This window comes from Methanomassiliicoccales archaeon (genome assembly GCA_014361295.1).
Classification (GTDB): Archaea; Thermoplasmatota; Thermoplasmata; order Methanomassiliicoccales; family JACIVX01; genus JACIVX01.
On sequence record JACIVX010000001.1, the window covers coordinates 1646120 to 1671091 of the forward strand.

Consider the following 24972-nt stretch of genomic DNA (forward strand, 5'->3'; position numbering starts at 1 on the left):
TCAAGATAGCCTGCACGATGGCCAACACTGATGTGGCTGCTGAAATTGAAGCGATCAAATCAATCATTGGAAAGTATTTTCCGATTTATGACGTTAGAGTGACCCACGATTCTCTTTCGATTTTCATCACACCCGATCCACATACACTCGATCAGAGTTTTGAATCACTTCGTCGCGAACTTGGTGCCAGAGGCTATATCCCTTTTCTCCACTATCAGGGCGGAGAATACATTATTGCGATTGCTAGAAAGCCTGAAATCAAACGGAGAGGGACGTGGATCAACCAACTCCTTCTTGTCATCACTTTCTTCTCGACTGCATTTGCTGGCGCGTATTTATGGGCAAGTTACACGAACGTTCCCTCAGTTTTCACCATTGACAATTTCCTTTGGGGCGCGATTTTCTTTGCCATTCCACTCATGACGATGCTCGGGATGCATGAACTGTGCCATTACCTTGCTTCAAAGAAACACGGCGTTGAAGCCTCCCTCCCATTTTTCATCCCCTCGGTCCCGCCTCTCGGGACATTTGGGGCGTTTATTTCAATGCGAGAGCCGATGCCCGACAGGAAAGCGCTCGTAGACATTGGTGTGGCAGGACCGATCGGTGGTCTTATTGTAGCAATTCCGCTTGTTCTTCTCGGTCTCTATCTCACAGCGCAGGGCGATGTCCAGTCTGGTGAGGTCGGTACGGCTGGTGCGATTGCGATTGTCGTTCAACCACTCTATCAGCTGTTTATGCTTTTCGTGCCGATTCCTGAGGGTGTTGCCCTTCACCCGACGGCATTTGCGGCCTGGGTGGGTTTGCTCGTAACGGCAATCAATCTCTTGCCAGCGGGGCAGCTTGATGGCGGGCACATCGCAAGGGGACTTCTCGGGGACAAGTCGAGATATCTGGGCTACGCGACGATTGTTCTCCTTTTCATCATGTCCTTCTTCTATATCGGCTGGATCTTCTTCGCGATACTAATATTCCTCCTCGGTCTCAGGCACCCTGCCCCCCTTAACGATATTTCCAAGGTAGATAACAAAAGAAAAGCAATTGGCGTCGTCGCGCTTGTCATCCTCTTGCTGACATTTGTTCCGATCCCAGTGGTTGAGATTCCTCCTGATCATTCATACGAGATCATTCTCATAGAACCGCAATCAACTTCCGTGAATGTCACTCCAGGGCAGAACGTGGTCTTCAGTATGATTGTGAACAATACGGGCAATACCTATTTGCATCTCAAGTTCTTTGTGAAACAGGTCCCCCAAAACTGGAGCGCGATTATTTATCTGAGCAATCAATCACACGAGACTGCGACGAATGCGCTCGAATTCGACATTCCATATAAGGAATCGGCGAATGTGACTATGGAGATTACTGTTCCTGAAAGCGCAAGCAAAGGACCGCGTACAATCGTTCTTGATACCTCGTCACAGAGCAAATCATTGCTGATCAATTTTGAAATCATGGTAGACGAGTGAATACGCAATAGTGCCTTGTCAGCGATCTATGAACTTTCTGAGTGTGGATTTCCTGCAAAATCAGTTTATCATATGTGGAATGGCATGGTGATGGAAACACGATACTCAGATGTCCATTGGTCTTCAAGACATCGCCAATTGCCTTAATTGCCCTCTCGTACAACTGTTTCGGTGGTTCCTTTTTTGTTGTGGCCGAGCGGCCATAAGGCGGATCTGTTACGACTGCATCAATTTGATCGAATTCGTCGGTGATCGCACCAACATCGATGGCCTTCATCCCCTCCCAGTTCGCTCCGAAATGTCGCATGTTTCTTTTGCAACCCTCGATCATCTCTTCCGACACATCAGATCCGAAAACTCTTGCACCGATCAGGCTCGCCTCTATGAGAATCCCGCCAGTACCGCAAAATGGGTCAAGGAGAGTTTCGTTAGCTTTGACCATTGATAGATTGACGAGCGCTCTCGCGTACCGTGGGTGCAGTGAAATTGGTGAGAAGAATGGTCTCAGCGCGACCTTTCGCTGATCATACTGCTTTCTGTCAATGACACGATCGCTTATAAAAAAGTGCAGCGCATCAGAAAGGAGGACTCGGAGCTCGACATCTGGCGATTTGAGATCGACGGGCTTTTTCTTTCCAAGAATCTCTCCGACCTTCCGTGCAACGTTTAGAGAATCAACTTCCTGCATGAATTGCTGATGTCTTTTCACGCGAACGCAAAAAGTTCCGCTTGGGAGTTCGAGTCTGTTGACAAATTCACCGAGCTCATCGGGTTTGCAAGATCCAAGATATCGTCCGATGCGATGAGAGAGCGCCAGACGATACGCGATTCGATTGAGTTTCTCAGTTGAAAAGCGGCAAACAAGATATCCTGGGCCGGATGCAATGATTGAATGCTGATCGCATTCAGCGCGTATGCAGGCAAGTGCTTCAGCTCTTGGAAGTGTTGGATGTTCTCCCGAGAGCTCGAACAGGAAAGAGTCCTCAGTCACGAATTCCTTCCTCTGAGATCGTGATGACGACCTCCGCTTCGGGAAGGTTTGGCGAATCGATCAATCTTGCGATGCGCTTTCCACCTTTGCTTTTCCTCAAATAAATTCTGAAAGTCGCCGTGTGACCAACGATATGTCCCCCGATAGGACGTGTGGGATCGCCGAAAAAAGCGTCAGGCTTCGCTGCAACCTGGTTTGTTACAGCAATGACGGCGTTATTGACGTCCGCGAACCTCATGAGATCATGCATGTGTTTATTGAGAGTTTGTTGCCTTTCTGCGAGCGCTCCCCGGCCGATGTATTCCGCTCTGAAATGTGCGGTCAACGAGTCAACAACCATCAATCTGATCGGTCGTTCCTTCGCAAGTTCCGCTGCCTTTTCGACGAGAAGCATCTGATGATGCGAATTGTAAGCCCTTGCCACATGAATTTTCTGCAGAGTCTCGATGGGATCAAGATCAAGGGCTGTCGCCATTTGTACAATTCTCTCTGGCCGGAATGTGTTTTCCGTATCGATGACAATGACCTCGCCCTCCAATCCACCCCTTTCGACGGGCATGGTTGCATTGACTGCGAGCTGAAAACATAGCTGAGTGTTATGGAGAATTGTTGGCAAGGATCCGCCGACGAATGAATGACCATCAGGTACTATGAAATCGTAGATGTAATCATTGTACTGACTTCTTCGTAAAGATTTAACCCTGTCTGAGGAGATTCTTTGTTTTTTACCGAAGGATCGAAGAAGGTCGTTATAAGTGGCATTGACAACCGCAATTTTCTGATCCCTTTTGATGCGACCTGCTTGAAGCCATTGAACTCCCCCGTCAACGACGACTGGAAGCCTGTGAACCATACTCAGCGTGATCGTGCGTCCTTTTACAGTTTCAATCTCAACGAGCTCCTTAACCCTCTCTCTGTAGATATGTGATGCGCATACTGGCGTGATCACTCCATCGATGAATCCGAGGACCCTTGTACCACGTGTGGCAACAATCTCGCCGTTATCGAAAATCTCCTTTCCGCTTTCCTCCTCGTAAATAGCAAAAACATCTTCTATCTCGGATATTAAGGGCGATCCATCATACTCAAAAATGACTGGTGTTTCGGCAGAAACGCACTTCCCGCTACCGAATTCCCCATAGAACTCGACAATCGATTGGGTTTCAAACCCTCCCCCCATCAATTCGTCAAGGGCTTTAGAGCAGGAAGTCAGTTTGTGAATATTTTTTCTCCTTTCCAGGACTTGGTCTCCTGTTTCAAATCCCCCTATATCCGCTGCCTGTTTCGCTGCGGCGATGATCTTTGCGGCAGTGCTCTCCCCAATTTCCGCTATTTCGGCTAATGTCTTTGGTGATTCAACGGCGATGCTCATTAAATCCGTATAGCCAGCATCGCGCAGTTTCTCAGCAGTTGCGGGGCCAACACCCGGCAACTCCTCTAGTTTCTTCTCGGGCATTGATGCACCTCTCATATCTAATCCCACCAACCTTTATAAGATATACCCCCCGAGTTAATCGAAAGTGGGAAGTACATCGACCACGAGAATTCACGCATTTAAAAGTAGGAGCTCCATGCAATCATATTACATAATTCGATGATTTATAGTCTCGATGCATTCCCCCTCGAAAAAAATCGAAAATCCGAGTGCCAGTACTTTTACGACTAATCCATGATGCCTTAAACAAGGTATCAAGCAATAATTTATCCAAAGGATTTTTTAATCCTCTCGCCGTTAGGGTCTCGACATGGCCCGAAAAAAGAAGAAAGAAGTCATTGAAGAGGAGTACGAATTCGTTCCCCCAGAATTCGACGAGAAGACTTTCCTTGAAAATGACATCAAGGGAACAAAGACCCTGCTATTAACGGCACTCTTTGCCATCATCTGTGGCATTGTGGCATTCCTCGTCGGCGAGATTAATGTGTTATTAGGGCTGGTCGTTCTTTTCGGCGGCATGTTTGCGTTGAAGTATACCTACATTCTAATAAAAATCAAGCCCAATGAGGTCGAGAGGAAAACCCTCCTCGGTAATCTCGCGCTTTTCTTCCTCCTCTTCCTTGGCATATGGATACTCATGATGAATCCTCCATTTAGTGACCACACGGGCCCGCAAATCTCAAAAGTGACGATCTGGTACCAGGACGGAAATGGCAATTGGGTTCCTCAGGAACCGACGGCGTTCACGTTTTCAAATATTCCGCGCGGTGCCACAATCAATATAACGGCAAAGGTCGCCGATAATGGCAAGTTGAGTTCTGTCCAGATAGGATTTTCAGCCTTGCCCCTTGATAATATGACTCTTGCTTCCGATCATATCTACGAATTCTCGAAGGATCTTTCAGAACTTTCTGGTCCTGGGCCATACGCCTTCTACATCGTCGCGGTCGACTCATCAGGAAATCAGGCGATATCGGACATTTATACAATTCAGGTGACTGGCTGAGAATCATAGTACTAGATCTCCCATGGCATTCTTTTGTCAAGCAGATCAGTCATGATCTTTCGATAATCCTTTCTAAAGACCGTTTTTCCCGATACAACATCAAATCCCATTCCCTTGAAATCCTTTCCGAGTGAAGCGGTTTTAATTCTCTCGCGGAGTAGCTCCGCCGCATCCGTATACTCTCTTTTCGCGATGACAACGAGCTTTCCCTGGTCGATGAATGGTTCGCTAAGTCCTTTTCCTCCTTTCCATTTTTCAAGGAATCGTTTAGAATGATCTATCCACATCGGTGGCCCTTCGTGTCTCTTTGCGATCGGCAGTTTCGAAGATTGAAGTTCGAATGCGATCAAGACATGACGATCGACGCGGGATGCCCTGTCAATGACAATAAAGTCATGGCTTTTAAGAAGATTAGCCACGCTTTCTTCTGTCTTTCTGATCTGGGGATATAAGTCATCATCGACGATATTGGGGCGATCGAAGCGGACGATGACAACTGCTGTCTCTCTTTTCTTAAAATATTCTCTTATTTTCTTAATTTTCCAGTCTTCTCTTTTCCTCGGAAAGAAAAAGCGCTCATCCTTTTCTCTTAGATACGATGAACATGCGTAAATGAATCGAGAAAACGAATCAATTGAAACGGGTGAGGCGACATTCCGTGTGAGATCGACCGGATCATAGAAAATCAGAGGATCGTTGAACTTGATGTCGCCACGACGCTCAAGCCACAGCGTTTCACCGCGTTTCCATTCGGACGCTGATTTTACTGTAGAGAGGAAATCCCCGTATCTCAAGATGAGCAATTCGACCAAATACCCTGAGAACCCCTGGATCTTAGCCTCAGCACCGTATACGCCAGTACCCTTCATAAACTGTTTTAGAAGACGAACTTCTGGCTTTTGGTGATCGGCGAGATTTTTTTTAATGAATTCAGTGTGGAACGGAGTTCGGTCGACAGCGCTCTTTATATTTGAAGGGTTTTCAATTTTGTAGCATGGCACGAGATCGACATCGAGTCCTTCGTAATTCCCATGAATATATGGATGTTCTGCGTAACGCTCTTCGCCGCCGAGAACTCTCCTCCCGATGTCGAGCCCGATCGTCTCTAGTTCTCTTCGATTAACAGATGGCGGAAACATGACAAAAATGTCGATATCGGGATTGGGAAGGTATGTATCCTTTGCCACTGATCCCACAAGTCGGGCTTCCAGTGGGAGATTTAATCTGGATATTTCTTTTTCGACTTTCTTCATAAGATTTGAAACAACTCGATCGACGAATCTTCTGTGTTCTCCGTCTGGTGTGATCCTCTTCAGAATTTCTTCTTCGAGCCTCATGCAGCAACCCTATTGAATTTGAATGAGAATAATCCTTCTGCGTGCTTCGATTCTAATCCTCGTCAATATTGTGGCTGATTTCAACAGTTAAAAAACTTAAGGGGGGTTCGGCATCCGAGGCCGGTGTGGTGGGGATAACAAAAAAAAGCTTAGGAGGAAAGTTGAGCCACCGGCCCCGAACGCCTAATTCGGCATAATATGCACTACTATAAAAAACTATCTCCTAAGAGGTTCAAACTTCAACGTTACCCGATGCGATTTCATCGGAAGTAATTCGAACGCTTATATACTTGCAACGGAGCAATCGACATTGATCAATTTCGGTGTCCCTTTCTGCTGATGCGCACATTGTTTCCAATGTGAACGCTGGAAAAATCGGTCATCGCGATCGTCTTCACGCCCGATTCTTTTTCAACGTACTCAGCCTGCTTCTCCGCTCCTTCGCTGAGTAACTTCATACCGAAGTGTGTTAAAAGGACAATTCTCGGGCAAACTGATTTTACGAATTCAGCCGCATCATCTGTAGTCATATGGTAAGATATTCTCGAGCCTAGGGGTCTGGTCACGCACAAAATCATCACACGGCTACCACGATGTGCCTTGATAACCTCCTCGCCAATTTCCGAATCGCTTACATACGAGATCACACCACTGGAAGTGTGAAAACGAAATCCAATGCCAGTAGGATCGCTGTGAATTGTCGGCGTTGCCTCAATGAGAATTCCGTCAACTGACACTTTATCCCCTGGCTCCAAGGACAGAATGCTTTCGGGCAGTGAGCGGTGGTATCTTGAAATTGCGGGTCCGAAACCATCCTTCCCTTCGATTACACTCTTGCTCCCGATGACGATTCCTCTACGTCCAAAACCGCCACACGTCATTCCTTCAATCAGTATCTCTGCATCGGTGTAGTGGTCTGGATGGCAATGTGAAATGAGTATGGCATCCGTTCTTGCAGGATCGATCGACAATTTTTTCATTGCAACGAGTGCACCTGGTCCTGGATCGATATGAATTCTTGCGCTGTCGCTGATGTATATGCCACCAGTGCTCCTTGCCTGGTAGATCGTGGCAAATCTCCCACCGCCAGTGCCTAGAAATGTGATCGTTGTCAAGTTGATGCCTTCGGTAATTGATTTATCGGAGTAATGATGCGATTCAAGATATTCTTTTCCGAGTCCCTCTTTGAATCTGAGGAACTCCTATGCAATAATTTGAAAATCGGCCTTGCTAACTTTTAATATTCTGAGCCTCGATCTCTCGACTAAATGAGGATTGCAATAAGGGATGCATGGATCATCACCCAAAACGAAAACCGACAGATTCTTCGAGGCGACATCCTCATTGAAGATGGGATCATCAAGGAGATCGGAAAAGTCTCCTCGGACGCTGACGAAGAAATCTGTTCACACGGAGATATTGTTCTGCCGGGGTTGATCAACACACACACCCACGTTTCAATGGCAATCATGAAGGGAGTTGCCGATGATATTTCATTCCCAGATTTTCTTTCAAAAGTCTTTTCGATTGATGCTCAAAGAACACCTGAGGACATTTATGTTGGCACGCAGCTAGGATGCCTAGAAATGATTCGCAGTGGAACGACAACATTTGTTGATTTGTATTATGCTGAGGACGTCATCGCGAAGGCTACGGAAGAAATGGGTTTAAGAGCGGTTCTATGTTGGGCTGTGCTTGACGAGGAATTCACAACGCAGAAAGGTCGACCCTTTGACAATTGTAGGCGCTTCTGTGAATCGTTTGATCGAGAAGAAAGCAGGATTTTACCTGGTGTTGGCCTTCAGGGTGTTTACGTTTGTTCGAAAGAAACATTTCTCGAAGCAAAAGAATACGCCGATGAGAATGGGCTTCTTCTGCATTTCCATTTGTCTGAAACGAGGAAAGAAGTTAACGATCATAGGAAAAAAACAGGGATGCGCCCATCTGAATATCTTGAGAAAATCGGATTTCTCGGAAGAAATTGCCTTGCTGCGCACGCATGCTGGCTAACACTTAACGAAGTTCGAATACTTGCAAAGAATAAGACAAGTGTTTCGACCTGTCCTGTTTCGAATATGAAACTCGCCACTGGTGGCGTTGCACCAATCCCTGAGATGAGAAAAGAAGGGGTCAATGTTTCGATTGGTACTGATAGTTCGACGACGAACAATAGTCTTGACATGTTTGGGGAGATGAAGACTCTCTCGCTTCTTCAAAAATCGAGTCGATGGGATCCTACGGTTCTTAGCGCTCAGGAAATTCTTGACCTTGCGACAATCGGGGGCGCTGTGGCAATCGGGTTAGATCGAATGATAGGATCGATCGAGCCTGGCAAGAGAGCGGACATCGTGATTCTCGACGGCAGGGCACCGAATTTATCACCTATCCGGCCCAATACGCTGATCTCAAATGTAGTTTACTCGTCGTCGCAAGCGAATGTCAAGACGGTCATATGCGATGGACAGATTTTGATGAAGGATTGGGAGATCAAGAGAATTGATGAGATTGCCGTGCTAAATCGCGCAACTGAGGCAGTGAAGAAATTGTTTTCTGAGTGAATGATCAACAAAAATAGTCCCGACTCCCGGATTTGAACCGGGGGCCTGCTGATCTCAGCGGCTGTTTGACCGGCAAGCCGGTAACCCACTACAGTCAGCCGCTCTAGCCAGACTGAGCTAAGTCGGGAACCTTCAACCCTATTATCGGAGTCGTATTTAGAATTTTGTTCTTTGCTTCTTTAAATTTTATGGCTGGGACGTTCCTTGTGGAGGATAATAATATTTAAATACGTACGCGATTATATCATTTGTCGGACAAAAGAGGTCGTTTGTACCTCTCCGATCTCCAGGTGCAAGAATGGCCGAGGAGGATCTTGAAAAAATAACAATTCGCTTGCCTAGCAGATACATCAGGGCACTGGACTTCCTCGTCAAAGTCGATGACTTTCCGTCAAGGTCCGAGGCGATCAGAGCCGCGATCAGAGATTTCATCTATGCTCGCCTAGACCTGGTCATGGACAAAATTAGAAAAATGGAGGAAGCAGAAAAGACGCTCGCATCGATGGAGATCTTCGAGGAACGATACCTGAAAAAATAGCTTGTGAGAATGGGATGGGATGCACATTCTCCGATGAGAGGTCACGATTACCTCCCCCCTTTATTTTTTTTATCAATGGAACAGAGGATTGATTATTACCGATACGCCAAATTTAAAAAAGAAAATTAAAGAATTGAGAGAACCAGAAGAAGAATTGGTCTCGCTTCCTTCTTTCAAATATCTGACTCCTTATCCAATGTAGCCGAGATCTTCTCTTTTTGGCTCTGGTGGTGTCTCAATTTCCCGGATCTTTGACGTGATCAGATCAATCTGTTCAGCTTTATCTTCGAGCGCGCTGAAATCGATATCGACGCTCAGAACTTCAGCAAGAACTCTCAGTACAACCTCGGCACCTTTGGGATCAACGAAATAGCCAGATGTCTCACCCATGAGACACACCGCTCGCATCCCGTAGATCTTGCCGAGACCAAGCAGAAGACCGCTCGCTCCGACGATACCGCTTCCTGGTTCTCCCTTCGAGAAGACAACGCCATGCTTCTTCATTTCCTCGACGAGTTCCTTGTCAGTAGCTGCCCCCAAGACGCGGGGCTTTTCAACCATCTTCCCCACGCCATATCCGCCGAGGGTGAAGATCATCTTGACACCGTACTTCTTCGCGATCTGCAAGACATGGTCTGATAGTTCGTATTGTCCATCAGGCGTGAGTCCCTGATAATCGCCGACGAGAATGATTAGGTCCGGCCGTTTCCCGTCGCCTTTCGAGTAATAGAGCTCGTTGTTCACAAGTTTGATCAGTCCTTCGTCGTCGACGAGCACTTGCGGAGGGAAGTACTTTGAATAGATCTCTGCAAATTTGACTGCCTCGATCTGTTCGAGCAGATGCTCAGCAGCGAGCTTGCCAACGTTTCCGACGCCTGGTAATCCCTCGACCAGTACAGGGTTTTCCAATTTTGGATCCTCATAGAATATCGTTTTGATATACTCCGTAATCATCACCTCTTTCCTTCCTCAATCTTCTTCTATATGCTCCATACTTATCTTCAGGGGAAAATCTTGGTGGAATTGCCACGACACTTTTCGTTCCGCATCTTGGACAGGTTTCCCCTAGTGTATACTCCTGGCACTTCGGGCACTTTCTAAGCGAGGTTCTCATTATTAACTTTTCCCCTTTTTAAATAGCATATGAATTTTTCGGACACACTCTTTTTTATTTCGTTTCACGGGAAAAGATACCCTGCCCCCCCATCTGTTTGATTGTGGTAAGGATCTTATCACTGACTTTCTTCATTTCATCTTCAGCAGTCTTGTAATCCGGTGCCGTTACGACGATCCGGTACCGCGGCGCGCCAACATACTGAATTTTGACCTTTTCTTTTGCCGATTCAAGACCTTCTATGAGTGCCTTCTTGATTCTTTCCACACCGTCTGGAAGTGGGCAGGTCAATTCAATTCGCCCGTCGATTTGGACAAAGGGAGGAACGACGTTCTCTTTCGCCACATCGATGAAGACGTGCGTCCATGGGCCCTCCAAAGCATTCTCATTTAACGAATTCGGATTGCCAGCACATTGCTCAAAAGCACCATAAAGTGTTCCATACTTTTCGATGAGTTTGTAGCCGAACTCTTCGTAACATTCCTGGACGCTCTTATTAAGGCGCTGAGCGACGATTTCCATTAGTTTCTCCGCTTTCTTTTCATTCTTCCATTGCTGGATCTTTTCCCTTCGCTGATGTTCGTTCACCGACTTTAATGATAGATCGATGTGTCCTTTCGAGGGATCAACACCAAGAACCTTGCATACGATTTTCTGTCCCTCACGCACATAATCCCTAATATATTTAATCCATCCAGTTGCAACATCCCTGATGTGAATAAACCCCTCTTTGTTATCATATTCGTCGAGGGTTACAAAAGCCCCGAAATTCTTCACATTTTGAACCGTGCAAACAACGAGCTCGCCTTCTTCGGGGAATTCGCTTATCCTAACCATTAATCAACCACCCCGAGCAGCTCGCCTCTGATCTCGCCCTTTCCACCGGTCGGTTTGATAAGAGTCGAACCGCACACGTGGCACACGACGGGTGTAGATGGCTTCTTGAAAGCGATCTGCTCGTTACCACAATCAGGGCATTTGACTTTTATAAACTTGCCAGTCCTGACATCAGCCATCGGAATCACTCCACGAGTTCGAATTTCTTAGCCCTAAAGCACGGTTTTTGATGAGCCTTCTTACATGTTTTGCATCGATATCTCAGAGCGATCCGTTTGGTGGGCTTTTCACGGCCCTCCGGTTTTGGACGCGGGAAACCACCATAACCAGCGGTTGCCCTCCTGAATCTTCTCTGCCCCCATTTGAGCTCACTCGCTTTCTTCTTCTTGACCCTTTCGACTTCATGCTCTGTATGAGTCTTGCAGTGAGGGCAGTAAGTCCTGATGATCCTAGGCATTTTCATGAATTTTCACCTTGGGCGCAAGTTGCCCTAATACTCATGTAATATATAAAATCTTATCAGATTTCTTGACGATCTTGATCGTCTGGATAAAGTTCTCTAATTTCATCACCGATAACTGATTCTCGATTTACATTTTTATCAATAATGATAGCATTCTGGCACGTAGCCAGGTGATTTGAATTTATTTTACAAATAGAAAAGAATATATATCTTCCTAATAATTAAATAAAAATCGAAAATCATGACCGAAAGGGGCTTCAACAAAAGAGATGAAACGCTGGTCGAACTTCTGATGAGCACTGGTATGCCGAGAAATGTTGCTAAAACGCTCGCGTTTCTGAGAAAGAAACCAGAGACCACGTCGGTAGAAATCGAGGTTTCAACGGCCTTGCGACAACCCGAGGTCTCAATTGCGATGCAGGAGTTGCGCCGGCGAAAGTGGGTGACGAAAAGGGACATCAAAAAAGAAGGGAAAGGGCGCCCGATTCATGCGTATCGACTGGCTATACCTTTTGAAAAGATTATCGAAACGATCGAAAAGGAAGAACGGAAGCGTATTGAGAAAATCGAGCAAAATGTCAATCAGTTGAAGCAATTTGCATTGTCGAGTTCCGAAAGTGTCTCCGAATCTGAGAATGTCGGAACAGCACAACAACAGAGCCAAGTAAGCTAAGCTTGAGCACGTTTTTTGACAATCACTCCATGGTCGGTGCCTATGATGATCTGTGTAGCAAGACCAATGAAAAGACCGTTCTCAACAACACCAGGAATCGAATTTAGTCGTCTTTCCATTTCCTCGGGATTCTCGATTTTTCTGAAATAGCAATCATAGATGAAGTGGCCATTATCCGTTACGAACGGTGTATTGTTACCCCTGAGTTTTGCAGTACAACCGAGTTTTTCCAGTCTCTCTCTCGTCATCTTGTGTCCGAACGGCACAACTTCAACGGGTAACGGCGATCGTGTCCCGAGGGTGTTAACGAGTTTTGAATCATCGACGATGATGATCTCCTCTCGCGACGCATACGCGACGATCTTTTCCCTGAGCAATGCGCCTCCCAAACCTTTGATGAGTCGCATCTCAGGATCAACCTCGTCGGCGCCGTCAATTGTAAGGTCAATTCCTTCGACCTCGTCGATTGATATGATTGGAATACCAAATTCCTTTGCGAGTCGTTCGGTATCGAGCGAGGTGGGAACGCCAATAATCTCCAATCCTCCCTTGCACAATTCACCGATTTTCCGTAAAGCATAATAGGCAGTTGTTCCTGTCCCGAGGCCGACAATCATTCCATTCTTTATTTTCTCAACCGCTTTCTCTGCGGCAATCTCCTTCTTATTCATGATTCTCGCTCCCGAAATTCTCACGAATCATTTGTTCAATTCTCTCGATGATGTGCTCGTTAATCCGCTCGCCGATTTCCCGAGTCGCCTTCGTTGGGTCACCGGCTATGCCATCTGGATAACAAGTTTCCGGATCCTTTACAATCATGAAGTTTTTATCGAGGAATTTCCCCTTCCGACGATGGCTCTTGACGAGATCTGGGGCAATTGCGAGGATCCGCGCTGTTTCAATGAACCCACCGTGGCCATCGGTTACATCAAATTTGATCTCATCCGCAAGTTCCTTTGCAATTTCATAATCGGTCAAAAGCATCAATTTCAAATCGAATTGCTCGACCGCCTCTTGGCACGCGAGCCTCAACGCGGCCATGTGGATCGCGCCCGCATGCCCACTCAGAATCACGATTTTCCGCGCGCCATTTTTCGCGAGAGAAGCAAGAATTTCATAAACCATATTTCTTAGCGTTTCGAAGCTAATCGAGATCGTTCCAGGCATGTTTTTTGTTGAACTGTGGCATCCATATCTAATCGGGGGAGCGACAAGCCCGCCGATTTTCTCTGCCAGCTGTGCTGCAATGGCTTCAGGCTGAAGCGAATCGGTCGAAAGAGGAAGATGGTCGCCATGCGCTTCAGTTGCACCAACGGGAATGAATATAACAGGATCAAGCTCGATAATTCTTTTGAAGTCATGACTTGTCAGATCGTCGAGACGCAAGACTCTCACCCTTTTTTGACGTCATATCGATTAGTGGACATCCACAGACTGGACAGATTCTCCTCGATAGGGAGTCAAGGTTGAACATTTCTCTCAGTTTCTTGTCGATTTCATCGATCTTCTCCTTTTTTATGCCTTTTTCACAACGAGGACAATAATACATCGATTCGGACATTCCTGTCGTCGATAATTAAGATTCTCGATTTCGCGATATTTGAAAGATAAAGTCGATTTCTTGAAAACCGCATCTCGTGAAAATCTTGAAATTCCTCTAACTCCGATACTCCGCCGTGAACTTAGCATCGCTTTTCTCAGGCGGAAAAGACTCAACCTTTGCGATGTACCTCATGGAGCAACAGGGGCACACGGTCGATTATCTCGTTAGCATCATTCCATCGAATCCAGATTCCTGGCTTTTTCACACTCCGAACCTTCACCTTCTACCGCTTCAGGCCAGGGCGATGGAAAAATCTCTTGTATCAATTGAAAGTGATGGAACGGAAGAAGGTGATCTCTTCGCAATGAAAGAAATCCTCTCTGATCTCGAAGTCGATGGTGTTGTCACTGGTGCGATTGCTTCGGATTATCAATGGGACAGGATCAACGGCGTCTGCGAGGACTTGGGCATTCGTGTCTTCTCCCCTCTGTGGCGCAAGGACGAAGTGATGGTGTTGAGAGAAGAGATTAATGCAGGAATTCGATCGATTATTGTGAGCGTTTCTGCGGAGGGTCTTGAGTCTTCGTACCTCGGAAAGGAAATTAGTAATGATCTCGCAAATTCACTGCTTGCACTGCGGAATCGCTACGGGGTCAATGTAAGTGGCGAGGGAGGAGAATATGAAACCTTCGTAATTGACTCGCCACTTCACCGAGCCTCGATCAAATTACTCGATGTTACCACTGAAATTTCCCGTGACCAGAGTCGATTGATCATCAGAAAAGCTATTCTGGAGAAGGGATAAAATGTCGCCGCATCGTTTCAGTCCCAGTAATAAGGCGAGCCTTATTGATGATCGTCGAAGGAAAATACAACATGCCGAGGAAATCGTTGAGCGAGCGGAGATCCGCGATCGTGAACGTTGTCTTGACATCGGGAGCGGAATCGGATATATTGCGATTCCGGCTGCAGTTCGTTCGGCGTGCGTCATCGCACTCGATGCAGAACGGGAAATGATCGAGTCTTTAATGAAAAGGGCAGCAGATACCGTAGGGGATAGAATCTTGCCTGTGATCGCAGAATTGCCGTACCTACCTTTAAATTCCGAAACGATCGACCATGTCTTGGCGATTAACGTGATCCATGAAATAGGGGAAAAAGAGCGCCTCTCATTCGAAATTTCAAGGGTATTAAGGAAGGGTGGGCGCCTCAGCGTCGTTGATTTTCAGAAGAAGCCGACTTCATTTGGGCCGCCTCTTCACGAACGATTGTCCGAGGAGGAAATGATCGCGCTTTTCCGCAATTTATCCTTGCTCAGAAAACACAGTTTCGACGAGTTCTATCAACTCGAGTTTCTCAAGAGATAATCATTTCCCATGAACTTTTTCCACTTCGGAACGAATCTCCTCGTAATTCGGCTCGTAGGAGGGATCATCTGCGATCCAGATATATTTGATAATACCTTTCGAGTCGAGGATAAAAACAGCTCGATTCGAATATCCTTTGAGATATCCCTCTTGACCGTAAAGGACCCCATATTTCTTCGAAACCTTTCCATCAAAATCACTCAATAGCGGGAATGGAAGCTTCATATGTTCGGCCCAGGCTCGATGAGAAAAGATGCTATTTGTGCTGATCGCGAGAATTTTCGCGTTGTATTTCTGAAAATCTTCATGCATTTCTTTGAACGCGCGAATGACCACATTGCACATCATCCCCCAATCTGACACATAGAAGACAATGACGACAGGACCAGAACCAAGAACGCTTCTCAGATTGATTTTCTCCTCAAGAGTTGAAGGCAGCTCGAAATCGGGTGCCTCCATTCCGATTTTTAATGGACCATTAGCCATGGATTGACCCCGCTCTATCATTCTCCCCATTAAAATTGATTTCGCCCTCTCGTGTGCTAAACTAGGCAAATAAACGAAGAAATTTGGCAATCAATTGATATTGACGGTAGTCGCATATAATTCTCAGGCCGACAACGAATGATTCGAAATGATCGGCCTAAACAGTGGAGGAGATCGAAATGAAACTCGATGTGAGAGAGATTTCGGGAGGGGTGTACTGGGTTGGGGTTAAGGACTGGCGGCGACGGCTTTTTGATGCTCTCATTCCCCTGCCCTATGGTACTTCATATAACGCGTATCTTATCAGGGGAGGAAAGAACAACGCACTCATCGATACAGTTAACCCAGGTTTTGAGGATCATCTGGCAGCGAAAATTCAGAGCGTTGTTGACTTCGATTCGATCGCTTATGTCGTGATGAACCACGCGGAGCCTGACCACGCTGGCGGAATTCCTTATGTCATGCGATATACAAAGAAAGCAAAGCTCGTCGCAACAGAGAAAGGTGCGAAGGCCGCACAGGTTTACTATGGTGTTCCATCGGAAAGAATCGTGATCGTCAAAGAAGGCGATACGATTGACCTCGGTGGAAAAACGTTGAGGTTCATCGACGCACCGTGGCTTCACTGGCCTGAAACCATGTTCACCTACTTGGTCGAAAATAAAGTGCTATTTCCCTGCGATTTTTTTGGAATGCACACAGCCTTTGGTTTCTGGGATGATGAGGTTGACCAGCTACCATCGCTCGCGAAAAGATACTTTGGCGAAATCATGATGCCGTTCAGGAAGATGGCTCAAAAGGCGATCGAGAAGATCGAGAAGCTCGAAATCGACGTAATCGCCCCGAGTCATGGACCCGTGCATAGGCATCCTCGAAAGATGATCGAATACTACGAGAAATGGACAACTGGTCGGACGGAAAAGAAGGCGCTCGTTGTTTATACGACAATGTGGAATTCAACCGCCGCAATGGTAGATACAATGGTGGAGGTTCTTCAGGCGCACGGTATCGATGTGAGACTTTACAACATCGCGAATTCCGATATCGGGAACCTCGCGGAGGATCTCGTCGATTCCCGTGCCATCGTGCTCGGCGCCCCGACAGTGCTCGGTGGATTGCATCCGATCGCTCTTTATGTCGTATCGCTCATGAAAGCGCTGAAGCCACCGGCGAAATACGCAGCTATTCTCAGTTCCTATGGCTGGGGCGGAGGAGCGGTAAAACAGGCCGCGGAAATCCTCGAGCCAACGAAAATCGAGGTTGTCGGGGCAATCGAGATCAACGGACCTCCGACCGCAGCAGACCACGAGAAGATCGTGCAACTCGCGGAGGAACTCAGCAAAAAAATAATGAGCGATCAATAGCTGTAAAGGAAATTCAAAACAATAATCAAAAGCCAGGTTAAAATTTTTTATTTTTATTATTTTACCATTACATTTTCTCATTTGTATTTCAAATCGATTTTGATTTGAAATTTACTCTAGTCCGCTGTGAAGTGAAAGTTGCCGGTCGATCATAGAATACGATTTTCCAATGAGAGAGTGATTCTCAAGGTTGATTATAGTGTTGCCCTTGAAAAAGTTGGAAATTTAGCCGATCAAGCAATTGATGTCTGTTTTGACATACCTAGTTAATTTTCTAACTTTTCATAGAGAATGCGAATAATAATGAGTATCATCATCCTTTTTTTTGGGAGAGTATATATGAAGTGCGAACCCTAATTTAATCTATGGAACAAGAGGACAAGTTGCTAGAAGAATTGCGACGGATCAGGGAGTTTTTAGAACCAAAGCCAACACCCCCGCCACCCAAAGGCTTCCGCGCTGAGTTCATCGATTTTCTTTCGAAGTATAAAGTCATAGGACTTGCCGTTGCCTTCATTATGGGTGTCTATCTGGGGGCTCTAGTTCAAGCGCTCGTCAAGGATCTCTTACTGCCGCTCATCGGCCTAGCGATCCCCGGGCTCGAGAACCTTTCAACGTTCACATTTCAGGTTGGAAGTCAGTACTTCGGTATTGGAGACTTCCTAGCGGCTCTGATCACGTTCGTTATCGTGGCGCTTGTGATTTTCCTTATTGTCAAGATGACGGCGAAATGGAAAATCCAATAGCCACTTTCTCATTTTTTTGAGAAACGAATCGATTGCTCGTTGAGCGATTAAATTAATTTATTCCAGCATTGTGCGATTAGACTTCGATTTCTATGGCTAAATTAACCTACAGAAAAAATCCAGTAGTGGGGCCGCCCGAATTTGAATCGGGGTCTCAGGCTCCCAAAGCCCGAAGGATGGACCAAGCTACCCCACGGCCCCGCTCTCCCTCGGAATGGGGCAATTCGAATTAAATATTTCCTATCGCTGCTATCTTGACCGCTTCGTGAAATTTCATAATGCAAAATAACGCTCTTCCAGTCGCATTACACATGTCCGAGCTCCTCTGAGAAGAATTTTTATCGCACGTTCATTGTTAGCAGTATGATGAGAAGGCTCATCGCATTCTTTGTGATCCTGATACTTCTATCATCTTTTTTTCTTTCTGGCTGTTTATTCGAATCGACAGACGAAGGCTTTACGCGAGACGATCTCAAGACGCCTAAAATCCTTTACATTTCGAATCCGCCAACATCTTTTCCATCTCCGCTTACTGACTCGACACCAACTTATTCATACACTCTCAGGTGGACAATGAGCAGCGTATATGCTGGTTACGGCGGCGTGATGTCTTTAGAGATAGAAAATAAGGGAACTACGGCGCTTTTCATTTACGGCTACGGGCTTAAATGGGTCAACTATACCGAAGAATATTTCAGATCCTCGAGCGTTTACGTTTATCCAGGAGAAACAGAGTCGCTTGGCATGCTCGCTTTTCGCGCACCCTCAGTCCCTCAATATCAAATGTACACAATCATGCTGAAGTTGTGTGTTTCAAACCCATCCATCAATAAATGGCACGACTATGGCACCGTTGACAGCGGGGACAGACTTGCGGAAATAAAGCCCCTTAAAGATCCGCGAGATTATTCAATTCAGAAGAACATTAAGAATTATTATAGCAAGGTGAACTCTCTTGTCAACGTTTCTGCTGTTGAAAGTGTCGTCGAAGAGATCCGGACTTCCCAACCGGGGAACTATTCAACGCTTCAGATCGCGGAGGCGTTTGACTGGGTCAGATCTCATATCACATACAAATCAGATGATGGTGGCGATTACTGGCAGAGTGCTAACGAAACTTTGCAAAAGAGGACGGGTGATTGCGAGGACCAGGCGATTCTCCTCGCTTCGATCATTACCGCCCTAGGCGGTAACGCTCGCGTCAGCATCATCGAAGGGCATGCCTTTGCGAGCGTTTTTATCACATCCGATGGGTATCAACTTCCTCGTGTCCAGCAATCATTGCGTTCCTTTTACGGCACGAATATTACGATGCATGTCCTCTCTGATGATTTAGGATACTGGCTAGTGGTCGACACGACAGGCTCGATGTACGCTGGTGGCCTGCCGGCGAACGCTTCACCGACATCTGCTGCTTTGTGGGATAACTGGACGTTTGAGTCAACCGACTGGTTGATACAGATCGATGTGATAAGCGGAGCAAATTAGCGAAATGCCTTTGGTAGAACATGGTTGACCAATACTCCTGGCATCATTGCTTTGTCTGGCCATTTCCAATCATCTCTCTTATGGCCTTTCGCACTGCTTCAGTACTGCTTAACCTTGGGCTCCAACCGAGTTGCTCTATTTTTCGAATAGAAAGCAGCATCTCTTTGACATCGCCGACCCAGCCTCTGCCACCCTTGACTCCTCCTGTCCACAGATAAACAACATCAGCAAGACCCAACTCTTCCACAACGATGTCCGCAATTTGCTGAACGGTGATGCTGTCCTTCGAACCGATATTGAAGATTTCTACCGATGATTCCGCTCTCTCGGCGCCAAGGATCATCGCGTCGATGCACTCCGACACATGAATGTACGATTTTTTTGTCCCAGGGGGTGCACCGAGGATTTCGAGATGTTTATGATCCTTGTCTAACTTTTTCAAAAAGTCATGAAGGACATTATGCGTGCTCCTTGGACCCACAACATTTGCAAATCTGTAAATTACGGATCTCATGTCAAAAGTGTGACAGTACGCGCTGATGAGCGCTTCGCATGCCAATTTCGATGCGCCGTAAAGCGATATGGGGAGAAGAGGACCGTAATTCTCCGGCGTTGGAATGATTTCGGGCTCGCCATATACTGTTGAGGTGGATGGAAAGACGATATTCTTGATGCCTTGTTTTCTCGCCCCTTCCAAAACGTGATAGGTGACGAGTACGTTTTGATCAAGGTGAATGCGTGTATCGGTGACGCCGACTCTAACCTCAGGATTTGCTGCGAAATGAAAAACGATTTCCGAACCTCGGAAAATTTCGTCTAAATTAAGGGAAAGAAGGTCACCCTCGACCAGCTCGAAATTCTTTTCTCCCTCTATTGATGCGAGAAATTCTCGTCTTCCGGCGCTGAAATTGTCGATTCCGATGACCAAATTATCGGCATTGACGAGACGCTCGGTCAGATGGCTACCGATAAACCCCGCGCAACCCGTGACGATGATTCTCTTGTTTTGCAATTTCATTATCTTCCCCTGCCGAGGCTGAAAAATCGTCTCTTCAGCTCATTTACTAGCGCGGAAATCGCTTTTCCTCGGTGAGAAACGCGATTCTTCTCCTCTATGGACATTTCCGCGAATGTCCGTGTCTCTCCATCGGGGATGAAAATCGGATCGAATCCGAATCCTCCTTCTCCTCTTTCCTCTGTGCTGATCCTTCCATATGCTTTCTCGCTGACCATGATCTCTTTGTCACCAATGATGCAGCCGATGCAGCATTGAAAATATGCTTCACGATCTTCAACGCCGCTCATCAGTTTAAGAATGCCAGCGCATCCGAGCGTCTTGAAGACATAGGATGAATACACACCTGGGAATCCTTTCAGATGTTTTATGAAGAGGCCAGAATCATCGAGAATAAAATTTGTCATGCCTTTCATCTTGAGCTCATCGAGGCAGTGATGCACAACTTCTTCAAGTGAGTCTGCCTGGATTTCCTCGCAATCCACTTCGCTTCTTTCGATTTCGATACCTACTGGATCAAGGGCAGCTCTGAGTTCCTCGATTTTCCATCGGTTGGAAGTGACGATTGAAAGTTTCATTTAAGTATAGCGCCCCCTGCTCTCAATTTCCTTCATTCGTTTGATGACCGCATCGGCATTTTCAAAGTGTTCCCTGTAGGAATCGATCACGATCTGGAATTTGTCAAATATTTCCGAATGTGCAGAGAGAAACGCCTCCTTCAATAGATGAAAATCAACACCGAGTTCTTCGATCTTGGCATTTTTTTCGCCGAGCGAGAAATCGATGAGCCAGATCTTACCATCACGAAGGATCATGTTCGATGTTGTTAGATCTCCATGCGCGATTCCATTTCTATGAAGCACCGCAGTTAGCCGACCGATCTCCTTACAGATTTTCGCGATATCCCTATCATCCGCTTTTGAAAGCGCATCTTTAACCCTTTCGCCTTCAATCTTCTCCATTACCAATTCTGCTTTCTGAAGATCGATGTCGTAAATGATTGGCGTCGGTACCCCAAATTGTCGCGCCTCACGTATGAGTCTCGCCTCATTTTTCGTCCGCAGAGAACGTAGATGACGATCGAGTTCAGGGTGTCTATAACTCTTTGGCACTCTGCTCTTGACGATGACACTCCGCCCCATCCACATGTCTATTCTGATCTCTGCTTCCGCCCCTTTTCTGATAATTTCCACGAAGCGAAAACTGTTGCGTGATTAAATAATCTTTTTTTCACCTTTTCAGAATTTAGTGCTTTTTAAAATTCTTACATGAGGTTTCTTTACTTTTAAATCGCGTCAGATAGGTGGAGTTAAAATGGCAGTCAATAATCCTTCAGAATCGATCAGTCCCAATCAGAATCGCCCAGCACAAAGTGAACCTTTTTGTTCTTATTCTGTGTGAGTGCTTGCAATATCTTTTCATCGCTTCGATCGTGATAAAAAATGGTCATCGATTGATCTTCTCGCATTCTGACTCGCAAAGAACCAAGTCTTTTTAAAGATGAAGTGTACGGATCCTTCTCGGAAGCCAGCAATACACGCTAATCGCCCCTCCCTTGACAAGAGATTCGATCGCTTCGAGCAAGAGCACGACCGTTACATACTCGAAACCTGATCTCACGAGAATATCGACGATCTCACCATATTTGACTGTCTCATTCTCCACCAATTTGAAAACGATGTAGCCGAGATCCTCCCCGTCCTTTTGCGCAAGAAGTATTTTGAATTCTCCAGCATCCTTATCAGCAAATCTCCAGTTAAGATACTTATCATCTTTGAAGATGATGATATCAAATCGGTTCAATGTCGATGCTATCAGATCATTTACACTCTCATCGAAATTGCCTACTGGTATTATTCTCAAGTTAGCTTTCCTAGCAAACCTATTTCTGATAGAAAATCTTCTAAATTGTATATATTGCTCATAAAAGACCTTTTTTATCAGTTTTGGGAAGCGAAGATCGAAAAAAGAAGAAGGCTTGAGAATGAGTTCGTACCGATCCATGATTCATCAATTTCCTTGTGCCCGCTTTTCTTTACAAAGTCGGCATGGGCATGATCGCTCGTGAAGGCGAGATCGACCTGCAATTTCATTTTTTCCCTCTGCTCGTTTCTGCATTTTATTGCCAACATCGCCGCGTTCTTATGACGAAATGCGATATGTATGAAGACATCAACACCCTGCGATGCCAGCGCGATCTTTCCTTTCACACCTATAAACATGGGAATTGCGGCCGCGTGGGAAATGATTTTGCCCCTCTCTTTAACAACGCAGATGATCGCGTAACCCTCGGATTCCTCAAAAACTTCCATTTCCAATATTTCGAAGGGTCGACACCGATTTGTTTCGTAGGCCAAGTACCGTCGCTGCGTAGTAACTCAACAATCTTCTCTTTGTCTTCATTTGGAAAGGTATTGCGATCATTCTTTTCACTAATGCGATTCTGCCTCGAAAAGGGGGCAGTGAATGGAGTTTCAATTCTAGCTTAACGATTATTAACTTTACTCCTAATCTTCAGCATTATTAAACAAAAAATTCAATTTGTTGGCAACGGAGATTGATTCTTGAATTTCAAATTCCTTGACGAGAAAGTTATTTTTATTGATTTTTGTCAGCGAGAATCGATTCTTCAATCGAATTAATTTGAAATTCTTTTTTGTTCTCCATCCTGCAGAAATCATGGATCCTTCTCATCGAATCTTGAAAAATCATAATCTGAAAATCCTCGGGGAAAGCACTTTTGATGGCGGGATTTGCGTATCGTTCATCGAGCAGTGCGATGAGGGCGCGATCATTTTCACTTCTAATCGCCCGTCCTGCCGCCTGAAGCACCTTCGAAATAGCAGGATAGATATCGAAATAGAGTTCCGCTCTTTTCTTTCCTATCTTTTTCTCGAATCGTTCTTTTATTGCATCAGTTTCGATTGACGGAGGATTCATCGGAAAGCCAACGATGATCACGCAGGATATGATGTTATTCTTGAAGTCGACACCCTCAGAAAATGACCCTCCGATCGTTGCGAGTAGTAAACAGTGAGGATTGCGTGCCAATTCCGCGATCATAGCTTCTTTTTCGTTCTTTTTGTGTTCTCGTTTTTCGATCAAAATACGTCTTGCCGACTTTATCGAATCTATCCTTGATTCAATATTATTCAAAAACTCATAGGATGGAAAGAAGCAGAGGATGTTGCCCTGCACGACCGTTGAGATGTCGGTGATGATTCTTGCCATATCCGAATAAGTGGTCTGCGAACGCATCCGGTATTTCGAAGAAACTTGGGGCATCGCAAGAATCAGGCGATTCTCTGCGGGAAATGGCGATGGATATCGCCGACACGCGCATCTTTTTTCCACGCCGAGAAGATCCGCAAACATTTCCGGGGGGTGAAGTGTACCGCTCATTACGATCACACATCGTGCCGCGTCGAATATCGGCCTCGATATCAAGGATGGATCGATTAAGCGCACAATGATCGATCTCGAGCTCCTGTCGACGTATCTGATACTGGATTCGCCAAATCGATGCCACATTGAAAGAAAATCGATGAGATTGTGATGTTTCAATAATTCATAAGGTTCAAGGTCTTCTGAAATTTCACACGCAAGCCCTTCTGTATCCGTGCAAGCATTGGTGATGAGCATATCGTCTAGGTCTTTCGTGTTAAGCCGCTCCTTATCCGAGTGCGCTGATAATATCTTGAGAAAAGCGATCCTGAGGATATCAATATCTTCGCGAAATTTCTCGAGAGATTTTGAATTCAGTGCTCGTTGAATTGAATGCATGGTCAGCATTCCAGTATGATTCTCGATGATTCTTCTTGGCAGATTGTGGCCTTCATCGATGATGATGACCGATTCGGAAATCTTCTTTCCGATCTTATCGAGAATTGGTCGTGAATTGAATGCGAAGAAGTGATTATAATCACAGACGACGAGATTTGACCGGGCCATTGCGCGTGTCGCCGCAAAATAAGGGCAAACACCTTCCTTGAGACAAAGCCTTATCAGCTCCTGCACATGCAAGGGCCGTGCAAGAAGTCTGTCGATAATTTCTTTCGGGATTTCCTTCGAGAAAAAGCAGGCATCGTTGTTTTTACACTGAAGGCGCTTTTCTCTTGTTGCCAGGCACATATCTTCTTGGGCGATGATGTCTGTGGCCCTAATCTCTTCCCTTTCGTGAATTCTCTTGGCTGTTTCAATTGCGGCCGCGTGTTGAGACTGTCTCGCAGTTAGGAAGAAAAGAGTCCCCTCGCTTTGCAAGATATGCTCTAGTGCTGCTGCGATGCTCACAGCAGTTTTACCGAGTCCTGTTGGAGCGTGCGCAAAGAGATGAATCCCGTGTTTGACGCATTCCCTAGCATGTTTAAGAAACAGATCCTGGCCTTTTCGCGCCTTGCTGAAAGGAAAAAGGTCTCTTTGGATATCTTTACCACGATCACTCGATGATCCTTCCATTATTATCTTAGTCTTATTTCTTCAAACGAATCACTTTCCGCTAAGAGTATATTAATTGCTTCTTCATGATCGGTAACTCTACTAAAA

The 24972-nt window shown here is 45.9% G+C and carries 27 protein-coding genes, 2 tRNA genes and 1 pseudogene; 10 read left to right on the plus strand and 20 right to left on the minus strand.

Features of this window, described 5'->3' with window-relative positions; all coding sequences use genetic code 11:
- Positions 1-17: 17 nt before the first annotated feature.
- Positions 18-1469, plus strand: a complete 1452-nt coding sequence (locus H5T41_08195; protein MBC7108748.1) for a site-2 protease family protein — start codon at positions 18-20, stop codon at positions 1467-1469.
- Here H5T41_08195 and H5T41_08200 read toward each other — a convergent pair.
- Together H5T41_08200 and radA are read right to left on the minus strand one after the other, a co-directional pair.
- Positions 1453-2460: a methyltransferase domain-containing protein gene (locus H5T41_08200; protein ID MBC7108749.1), complete on the minus strand. Its 1008-nt coding sequence runs from the start codon at positions 2458-2460 to the stop codon at positions 1453-1455. The two genes, H5T41_08195 and H5T41_08200, sit on opposite strands and share 17 nt — an antisense overlap.
- Positions 2453-3916 (minus strand): DNA repair and recombination protein RadA, encoded by a 1464-nt coding sequence (radA, locus tag H5T41_08205; protein ID MBC7108750.1) that lies wholly within the window; start codon positions 3914-3916, stop codon positions 2453-2455. Before radA ends, H5T41_08200 begins: the two co-directional genes overlap by 8 nt.
- A gap of 289 nt (positions 3917-4205) precedes the next feature.
- On the opposite strand from radA, the gene H5T41_08210 reads away from it, so the two are divergent.
- Positions 4206-4901 carry a hypothetical protein gene (locus H5T41_08210; protein MBC7108751.1) on the plus strand — a complete coding sequence of 232 codons (696 nt, stop codon included), beginning with the start codon at positions 4206-4208 and terminating at the stop codon, positions 4899-4901.
- A gap of 11 nt (positions 4902-4912) precedes the next feature.
- Here the strand turns inward: H5T41_08210 and cca are convergent, their stop codons facing one another.
- Both cca and H5T41_08220 read right to left on the minus strand, forming a co-directional pair.
- The gene (gene cca / locus H5T41_08215; protein ID MBC7108752.1) at positions 4913-6238 is read right to left on the minus strand and encodes a CCA tRNA nucleotidyltransferase; all 1326 of its coding nucleotides are present in this window, start codon (positions 6236-6238) and stop codon (positions 4913-4915) included.
- Between the two features lie 314 nt (positions 6239-6552).
- A complete protein-coding gene (locus H5T41_08220) occupies positions 6553-7353 on the minus strand; it encodes an MBL fold metallo-hydrolase (GenBank protein MBC7108753.1) in 801 nt (266 codons plus the stop codon).
- Between the two features lie 153 nt (positions 7354-7506).
- Between H5T41_08220 and H5T41_08225 the strand changes: the two genes are divergently transcribed.
- Positions 7507-8796: an amidohydrolase family protein gene (locus H5T41_08225; protein ID MBC7108754.1), complete on the plus strand. Its 1290-nt coding sequence runs from the start codon at positions 7507-7509 to the stop codon at positions 8794-8796.
- A gap of 17 nt (positions 8797-8813) precedes the next feature.
- On the opposite strand, the gene H5T41_08230 is transcribed toward H5T41_08225, so the two are convergent.
- Positions 8814-8923: transfer RNA gene (locus H5T41_08230), tRNA-Tyr, on the minus strand.
- A 171-nt stretch (positions 8924-9094) separates the two neighbouring features.
- Between H5T41_08230 and H5T41_08235 the strand changes: the two genes are divergently transcribed.
- Positions 9095-9334: a ribbon-helix-helix protein, CopG family gene (locus H5T41_08235; protein ID MBC7108755.1), complete on the plus strand. Its 240-nt coding sequence runs from the start codon at positions 9095-9097 to the stop codon at positions 9332-9334.
- Positions 9335-9523: 189 nt separating this feature from the next.
- Here H5T41_08235 and H5T41_08240 read toward each other — a convergent pair whose 3' ends face one another.
- The 5 genes from H5T41_08240 to H5T41_08260 are packed head-to-tail and all read right to left on the minus strand — an operon-like array spanning position 9524 to position 11748.
- The gene (locus H5T41_08240; protein MBC7108756.1) at positions 9524-10288 is read right to left on the minus strand and encodes a proteasome assembly chaperone family protein; all 765 of its coding nucleotides are present in this window, start codon (positions 10286-10288) and stop codon (positions 9524-9526) included.
- Complete coding sequence (locus H5T41_08245) at positions 10254-10448, minus strand: RNA-protein complex protein Nop10 (protein ID MBC7108757.1); 195 nt, start codon at positions 10446-10448, stop codon at positions 10254-10256. The genes H5T41_08240 and H5T41_08245 overlap by 35 nt, the downstream gene beginning before the upstream one ends.
- A 54-nt stretch (positions 10449-10502) precedes the next feature.
- Complete coding sequence (locus tag H5T41_08250) at positions 10503-11285, minus strand: translation initiation factor IF-2 subunit alpha (protein MBC7108758.1); 783 nt, start codon at positions 11283-11285, stop codon at positions 10503-10505.
- Positions 11285-11464, minus strand: coding sequence for a 30S ribosomal protein S27e (locus tag H5T41_08255; GenBank protein MBC7108759.1), 180 nt, complete (start codon positions 11462-11464; stop codon positions 11285-11287). Before H5T41_08255 ends, H5T41_08250 begins: the two co-directional genes overlap by 1 nt.
- 5 nt (positions 11465-11469) lie before the next feature.
- A complete protein-coding gene (locus tag H5T41_08260; GenBank protein ID MBC7108760.1) occupies positions 11470-11748 on the minus strand; it encodes a 50S ribosomal protein L44e in 279 nt (92 codons plus the stop codon).
- Positions 11749-11989: 241 nt separating this feature from the next.
- Here H5T41_08260 and H5T41_08265 point away from each other — a divergent pair.
- A pseudogene (locus tag H5T41_08265) lies at positions 11990-12343 on the plus strand (ArsR family transcriptional regulator).
- A gap of 74 nt (positions 12344-12417) precedes the next feature.
- Here H5T41_08265 and rpiA read toward each other — a convergent pair.
- Positions 12418-13092 (minus strand): ribose-5-phosphate isomerase RpiA, encoded by a 675-nt coding sequence (gene rpiA / locus H5T41_08270; GenBank protein ID MBC7108761.1) that lies wholly within the window; start codon positions 13090-13092, stop codon positions 12418-12420.
- The gene (locus H5T41_08275; GenBank protein MBC7108762.1) at positions 13085-13807 is read right to left on the minus strand and encodes a creatininase family protein; all 723 of its coding nucleotides are present in this window, start codon (positions 13805-13807) and stop codon (positions 13085-13087) included. The genes rpiA and H5T41_08275 overlap by 8 nt, the downstream gene beginning before the upstream one ends.
- 290 nt (positions 13808-14097) lie before the next feature.
- On the opposite strand from H5T41_08275, the gene H5T41_08280 reads away from it, so the two are divergent.
- Both H5T41_08280 and H5T41_08285 read left to right on the plus strand, forming a co-directional pair.
- Positions 14098-14769 carry a diphthine--ammonia ligase gene (locus H5T41_08280; protein MBC7108763.1) on the plus strand — a complete coding sequence of 224 codons (672 nt, stop codon included), beginning with the start codon at positions 14098-14100 and terminating at the stop codon, positions 14767-14769.
- Between the two features lies 1 nt (position 14770).
- Entirely contained in the window at positions 14771-15331 is a 561-nt protein-coding gene (locus H5T41_08285) for a class I SAM-dependent methyltransferase (GenBank protein ID MBC7108764.1), read from the plus strand.
- On the opposite strand, the gene H5T41_08290 is transcribed toward H5T41_08285, so the two are convergent.
- Complete coding sequence (locus H5T41_08290) at positions 15332-15817, minus strand: redoxin domain-containing protein (GenBank protein ID MBC7108765.1); 486 nt, start codon at positions 15815-15817, stop codon at positions 15332-15334.
- 179 nt (positions 15818-15996) lie between these two features.
- Between H5T41_08290 and H5T41_08295 the strand changes: the two genes are divergently transcribed.
- The gene (locus H5T41_08295) at positions 15997-17181 is read left to right on the plus strand and encodes an FprA family A-type flavoprotein (GenBank protein ID MBC7108766.1); all 1185 of its coding nucleotides are present in this window, start codon (positions 15997-15999) and stop codon (positions 17179-17181) included.
- A gap of 365 nt (positions 17182-17546) precedes the next feature.
- The gene (locus tag H5T41_08300) at positions 17547-17927 is read left to right on the plus strand and encodes an MscL family protein (protein MBC7108767.1); all 381 of its coding nucleotides are present in this window, start codon (positions 17547-17549) and stop codon (positions 17925-17927) included.
- 126 nt (positions 17928-18053) lie between these two features.
- On the opposite strand, the gene H5T41_08305 is transcribed toward H5T41_08300, so the two are convergent.
- Positions 18054-18128: transfer RNA gene (locus H5T41_08305), tRNA-Pro, on the minus strand.
- A gap of 162 nt (positions 18129-18290) precedes the next feature.
- On the opposite strand from H5T41_08305, the gene H5T41_08310 reads away from it, so the two are divergent.
- A complete protein-coding gene (locus H5T41_08310; GenBank protein ID MBC7108768.1) occupies positions 18291-19415 on the plus strand; it encodes a transglutaminase domain-containing protein in 1125 nt (374 codons plus the stop codon).
- Positions 19416-19458: 43 nt separating this feature from the next.
- On the opposite strand, the gene H5T41_08315 is transcribed toward H5T41_08310, so the two are convergent.
- The 6 genes from H5T41_08315 to H5T41_08340 form a co-directional block, all read right to left on the minus strand.
- A complete protein-coding gene (locus tag H5T41_08315) occupies positions 19459-20433 on the minus strand; it encodes an NAD-dependent epimerase/dehydratase family protein (protein ID MBC7108769.1) in 975 nt (324 codons plus the stop codon).
- A complete protein-coding gene (locus H5T41_08320) occupies positions 20433-21008 on the minus strand; it encodes an XTP/dITP diphosphatase (GenBank protein ID MBC7108770.1) in 576 nt (191 codons plus the stop codon). The genes H5T41_08315 and H5T41_08320 overlap by 1 nt, the downstream gene beginning before the upstream one ends.
- A complete protein-coding gene (locus H5T41_08325) occupies positions 21009-21578 on the minus strand; it encodes a Kae1-associated serine/threonine protein kinase (protein MBC7108771.1) in 570 nt (189 codons plus the stop codon).
- A 346-nt stretch (positions 21579-21924) separates the two neighbouring features.
- Positions 21925-22293 carry a hypothetical protein gene (locus H5T41_08330; protein MBC7108772.1) on the minus strand — a complete coding sequence of 123 codons (369 nt, stop codon included), beginning with the start codon at positions 22291-22293 and terminating at the stop codon, positions 21925-21927.
- A 77-nt stretch (positions 22294-22370) separates the two neighbouring features.
- Positions 22371-22748: a hypothetical protein gene (locus tag H5T41_08335; GenBank protein MBC7108773.1), complete on the minus strand. Its 378-nt coding sequence runs from the start codon at positions 22746-22748 to the stop codon at positions 22371-22373.
- A gap of 280 nt (positions 22749-23028) precedes the next feature.
- Positions 23029-24885 (minus strand): ATP-dependent DNA helicase, encoded by a 1857-nt coding sequence (locus H5T41_08340; GenBank protein MBC7108774.1) that lies wholly within the window; start codon positions 24883-24885, stop codon positions 23029-23031.
- Positions 24886-24972 lie beyond the last annotated feature (87 nt).

Bases quoted from the DNA above. Each gene is read 5' to 3' on its own strand.
- H5T41_08195 (MBC7108748.1), top strand. From the start codon at position 18: ATGGCCAACACTGATGTGGCTGCTGAAATTGAAGCGATCAAATCAATC.
- radA (MBC7108750.1), bottom strand. From the start codon at position 3,916: ATGCCCGAGAAGAAACTAGAGGAGTTGCCGGGTGTTGGCCCCGCAACT.
- H5T41_08210 (MBC7108751.1), top strand. From the start codon at position 4,206: ATGGCCCGAAAAAAGAAGAAAGAAGTCATTGAAGAGGAGTACGAATTC.
- cca (MBC7108752.1), bottom strand. From the start codon at position 6,238: ATGAGGCTCGAAGAAGAAATTCTGAAGAGGATCACACCAGACGGAGAA.
- H5T41_08225 (MBC7108754.1), top strand. From the start codon at position 7,507: ATGAGGATTGCAATAAGGGATGCATGGATCATCACCCAAAACGAAAAC.
- H5T41_08235 (MBC7108755.1), top strand. From the start codon at position 9,095: ATGGCCGAGGAGGATCTTGAAAAAATAACAATTCGCTTGCCTAGCAGA.
- H5T41_08240 (MBC7108756.1), bottom strand. From the start codon at position 10,288: ATGATTACGGAGTATATCAAAACGATATTCTATGAGGATCCAAAATTG.
- H5T41_08245 (MBC7108757.1), bottom strand. From the start codon at position 10,448: ATGAGAACCTCGCTTAGAAAGTGCCCGAAGTGCCAGGAGTATACACTA.
- H5T41_08250 (MBC7108758.1), bottom strand. From the start codon at position 11,285: ATGGTTAGGATAAGCGAATTCCCCGAAGAAGGCGAGCTCGTTGTTTGC.
- H5T41_08255 (MBC7108759.1), bottom strand. From the start codon at position 11,464: ATGGCTGATGTCAGGACTGGCAAGTTTATAAAAGTCAAATGCCCTGAT.
- H5T41_08260 (MBC7108760.1), bottom strand. From the start codon at position 11,748: ATGAAAATGCCTAGGATCATCAGGACTTACTGCCCTCACTGCAAGACT.
- rpiA (MBC7108761.1), bottom strand. From the start codon at position 13,092: ATGAATAAGAAGGAGATTGCCGCAGAGAAAGCGGTTGAGAAAATAAAG.
- H5T41_08285 (MBC7108764.1), top strand. From the start codon at position 14,771: ATGTCGCCGCATCGTTTCAGTCCCAGTAATAAGGCGAGCCTTATTGAT.
- H5T41_08290 (MBC7108765.1), bottom strand. From the start codon at position 15,817: ATGGCTAATGGTCCATTAAAAATCGGAATGGAGGCACCCGATTTCGAG.
- H5T41_08295 (MBC7108766.1), top strand. From the start codon at position 15,997: ATGAAACTCGATGTGAGAGAGATTTCGGGAGGGGTGTACTGGGTTGGG.
- H5T41_08300 (MBC7108767.1), top strand. From the start codon at position 17,547: ATGGAACAAGAGGACAAGTTGCTAGAAGAATTGCGACGGATCAGGGAG.
- H5T41_08310 (MBC7108768.1), top strand. From the start codon at position 18,291: ATGATGAGAAGGCTCATCGCATTCTTTGTGATCCTGATACTTCTATCA.
- H5T41_08315 (MBC7108769.1), bottom strand. From the start codon at position 20,433: ATGAAATTGCAAAACAAGAGAATCATCGTCACGGGTTGCGCGGGGTTT.
- H5T41_08320 (MBC7108770.1), bottom strand. From the start codon at position 21,008: ATGAAACTTTCAATCGTCACTTCCAACCGATGGAAAATCGAGGAACTC.
- H5T41_08325 (MBC7108771.1), bottom strand. From the start codon at position 21,578: ATGTGGATGGGGCGGAGTGTCATCGTCAAGAGCAGAGTGCCAAAGAGT.
- H5T41_08340 (MBC7108774.1), bottom strand. From the start codon at position 24,885: ATGGAAGGATCATCGAGTGATCGTGGTAAAGATATCCAAAGAGACCTT.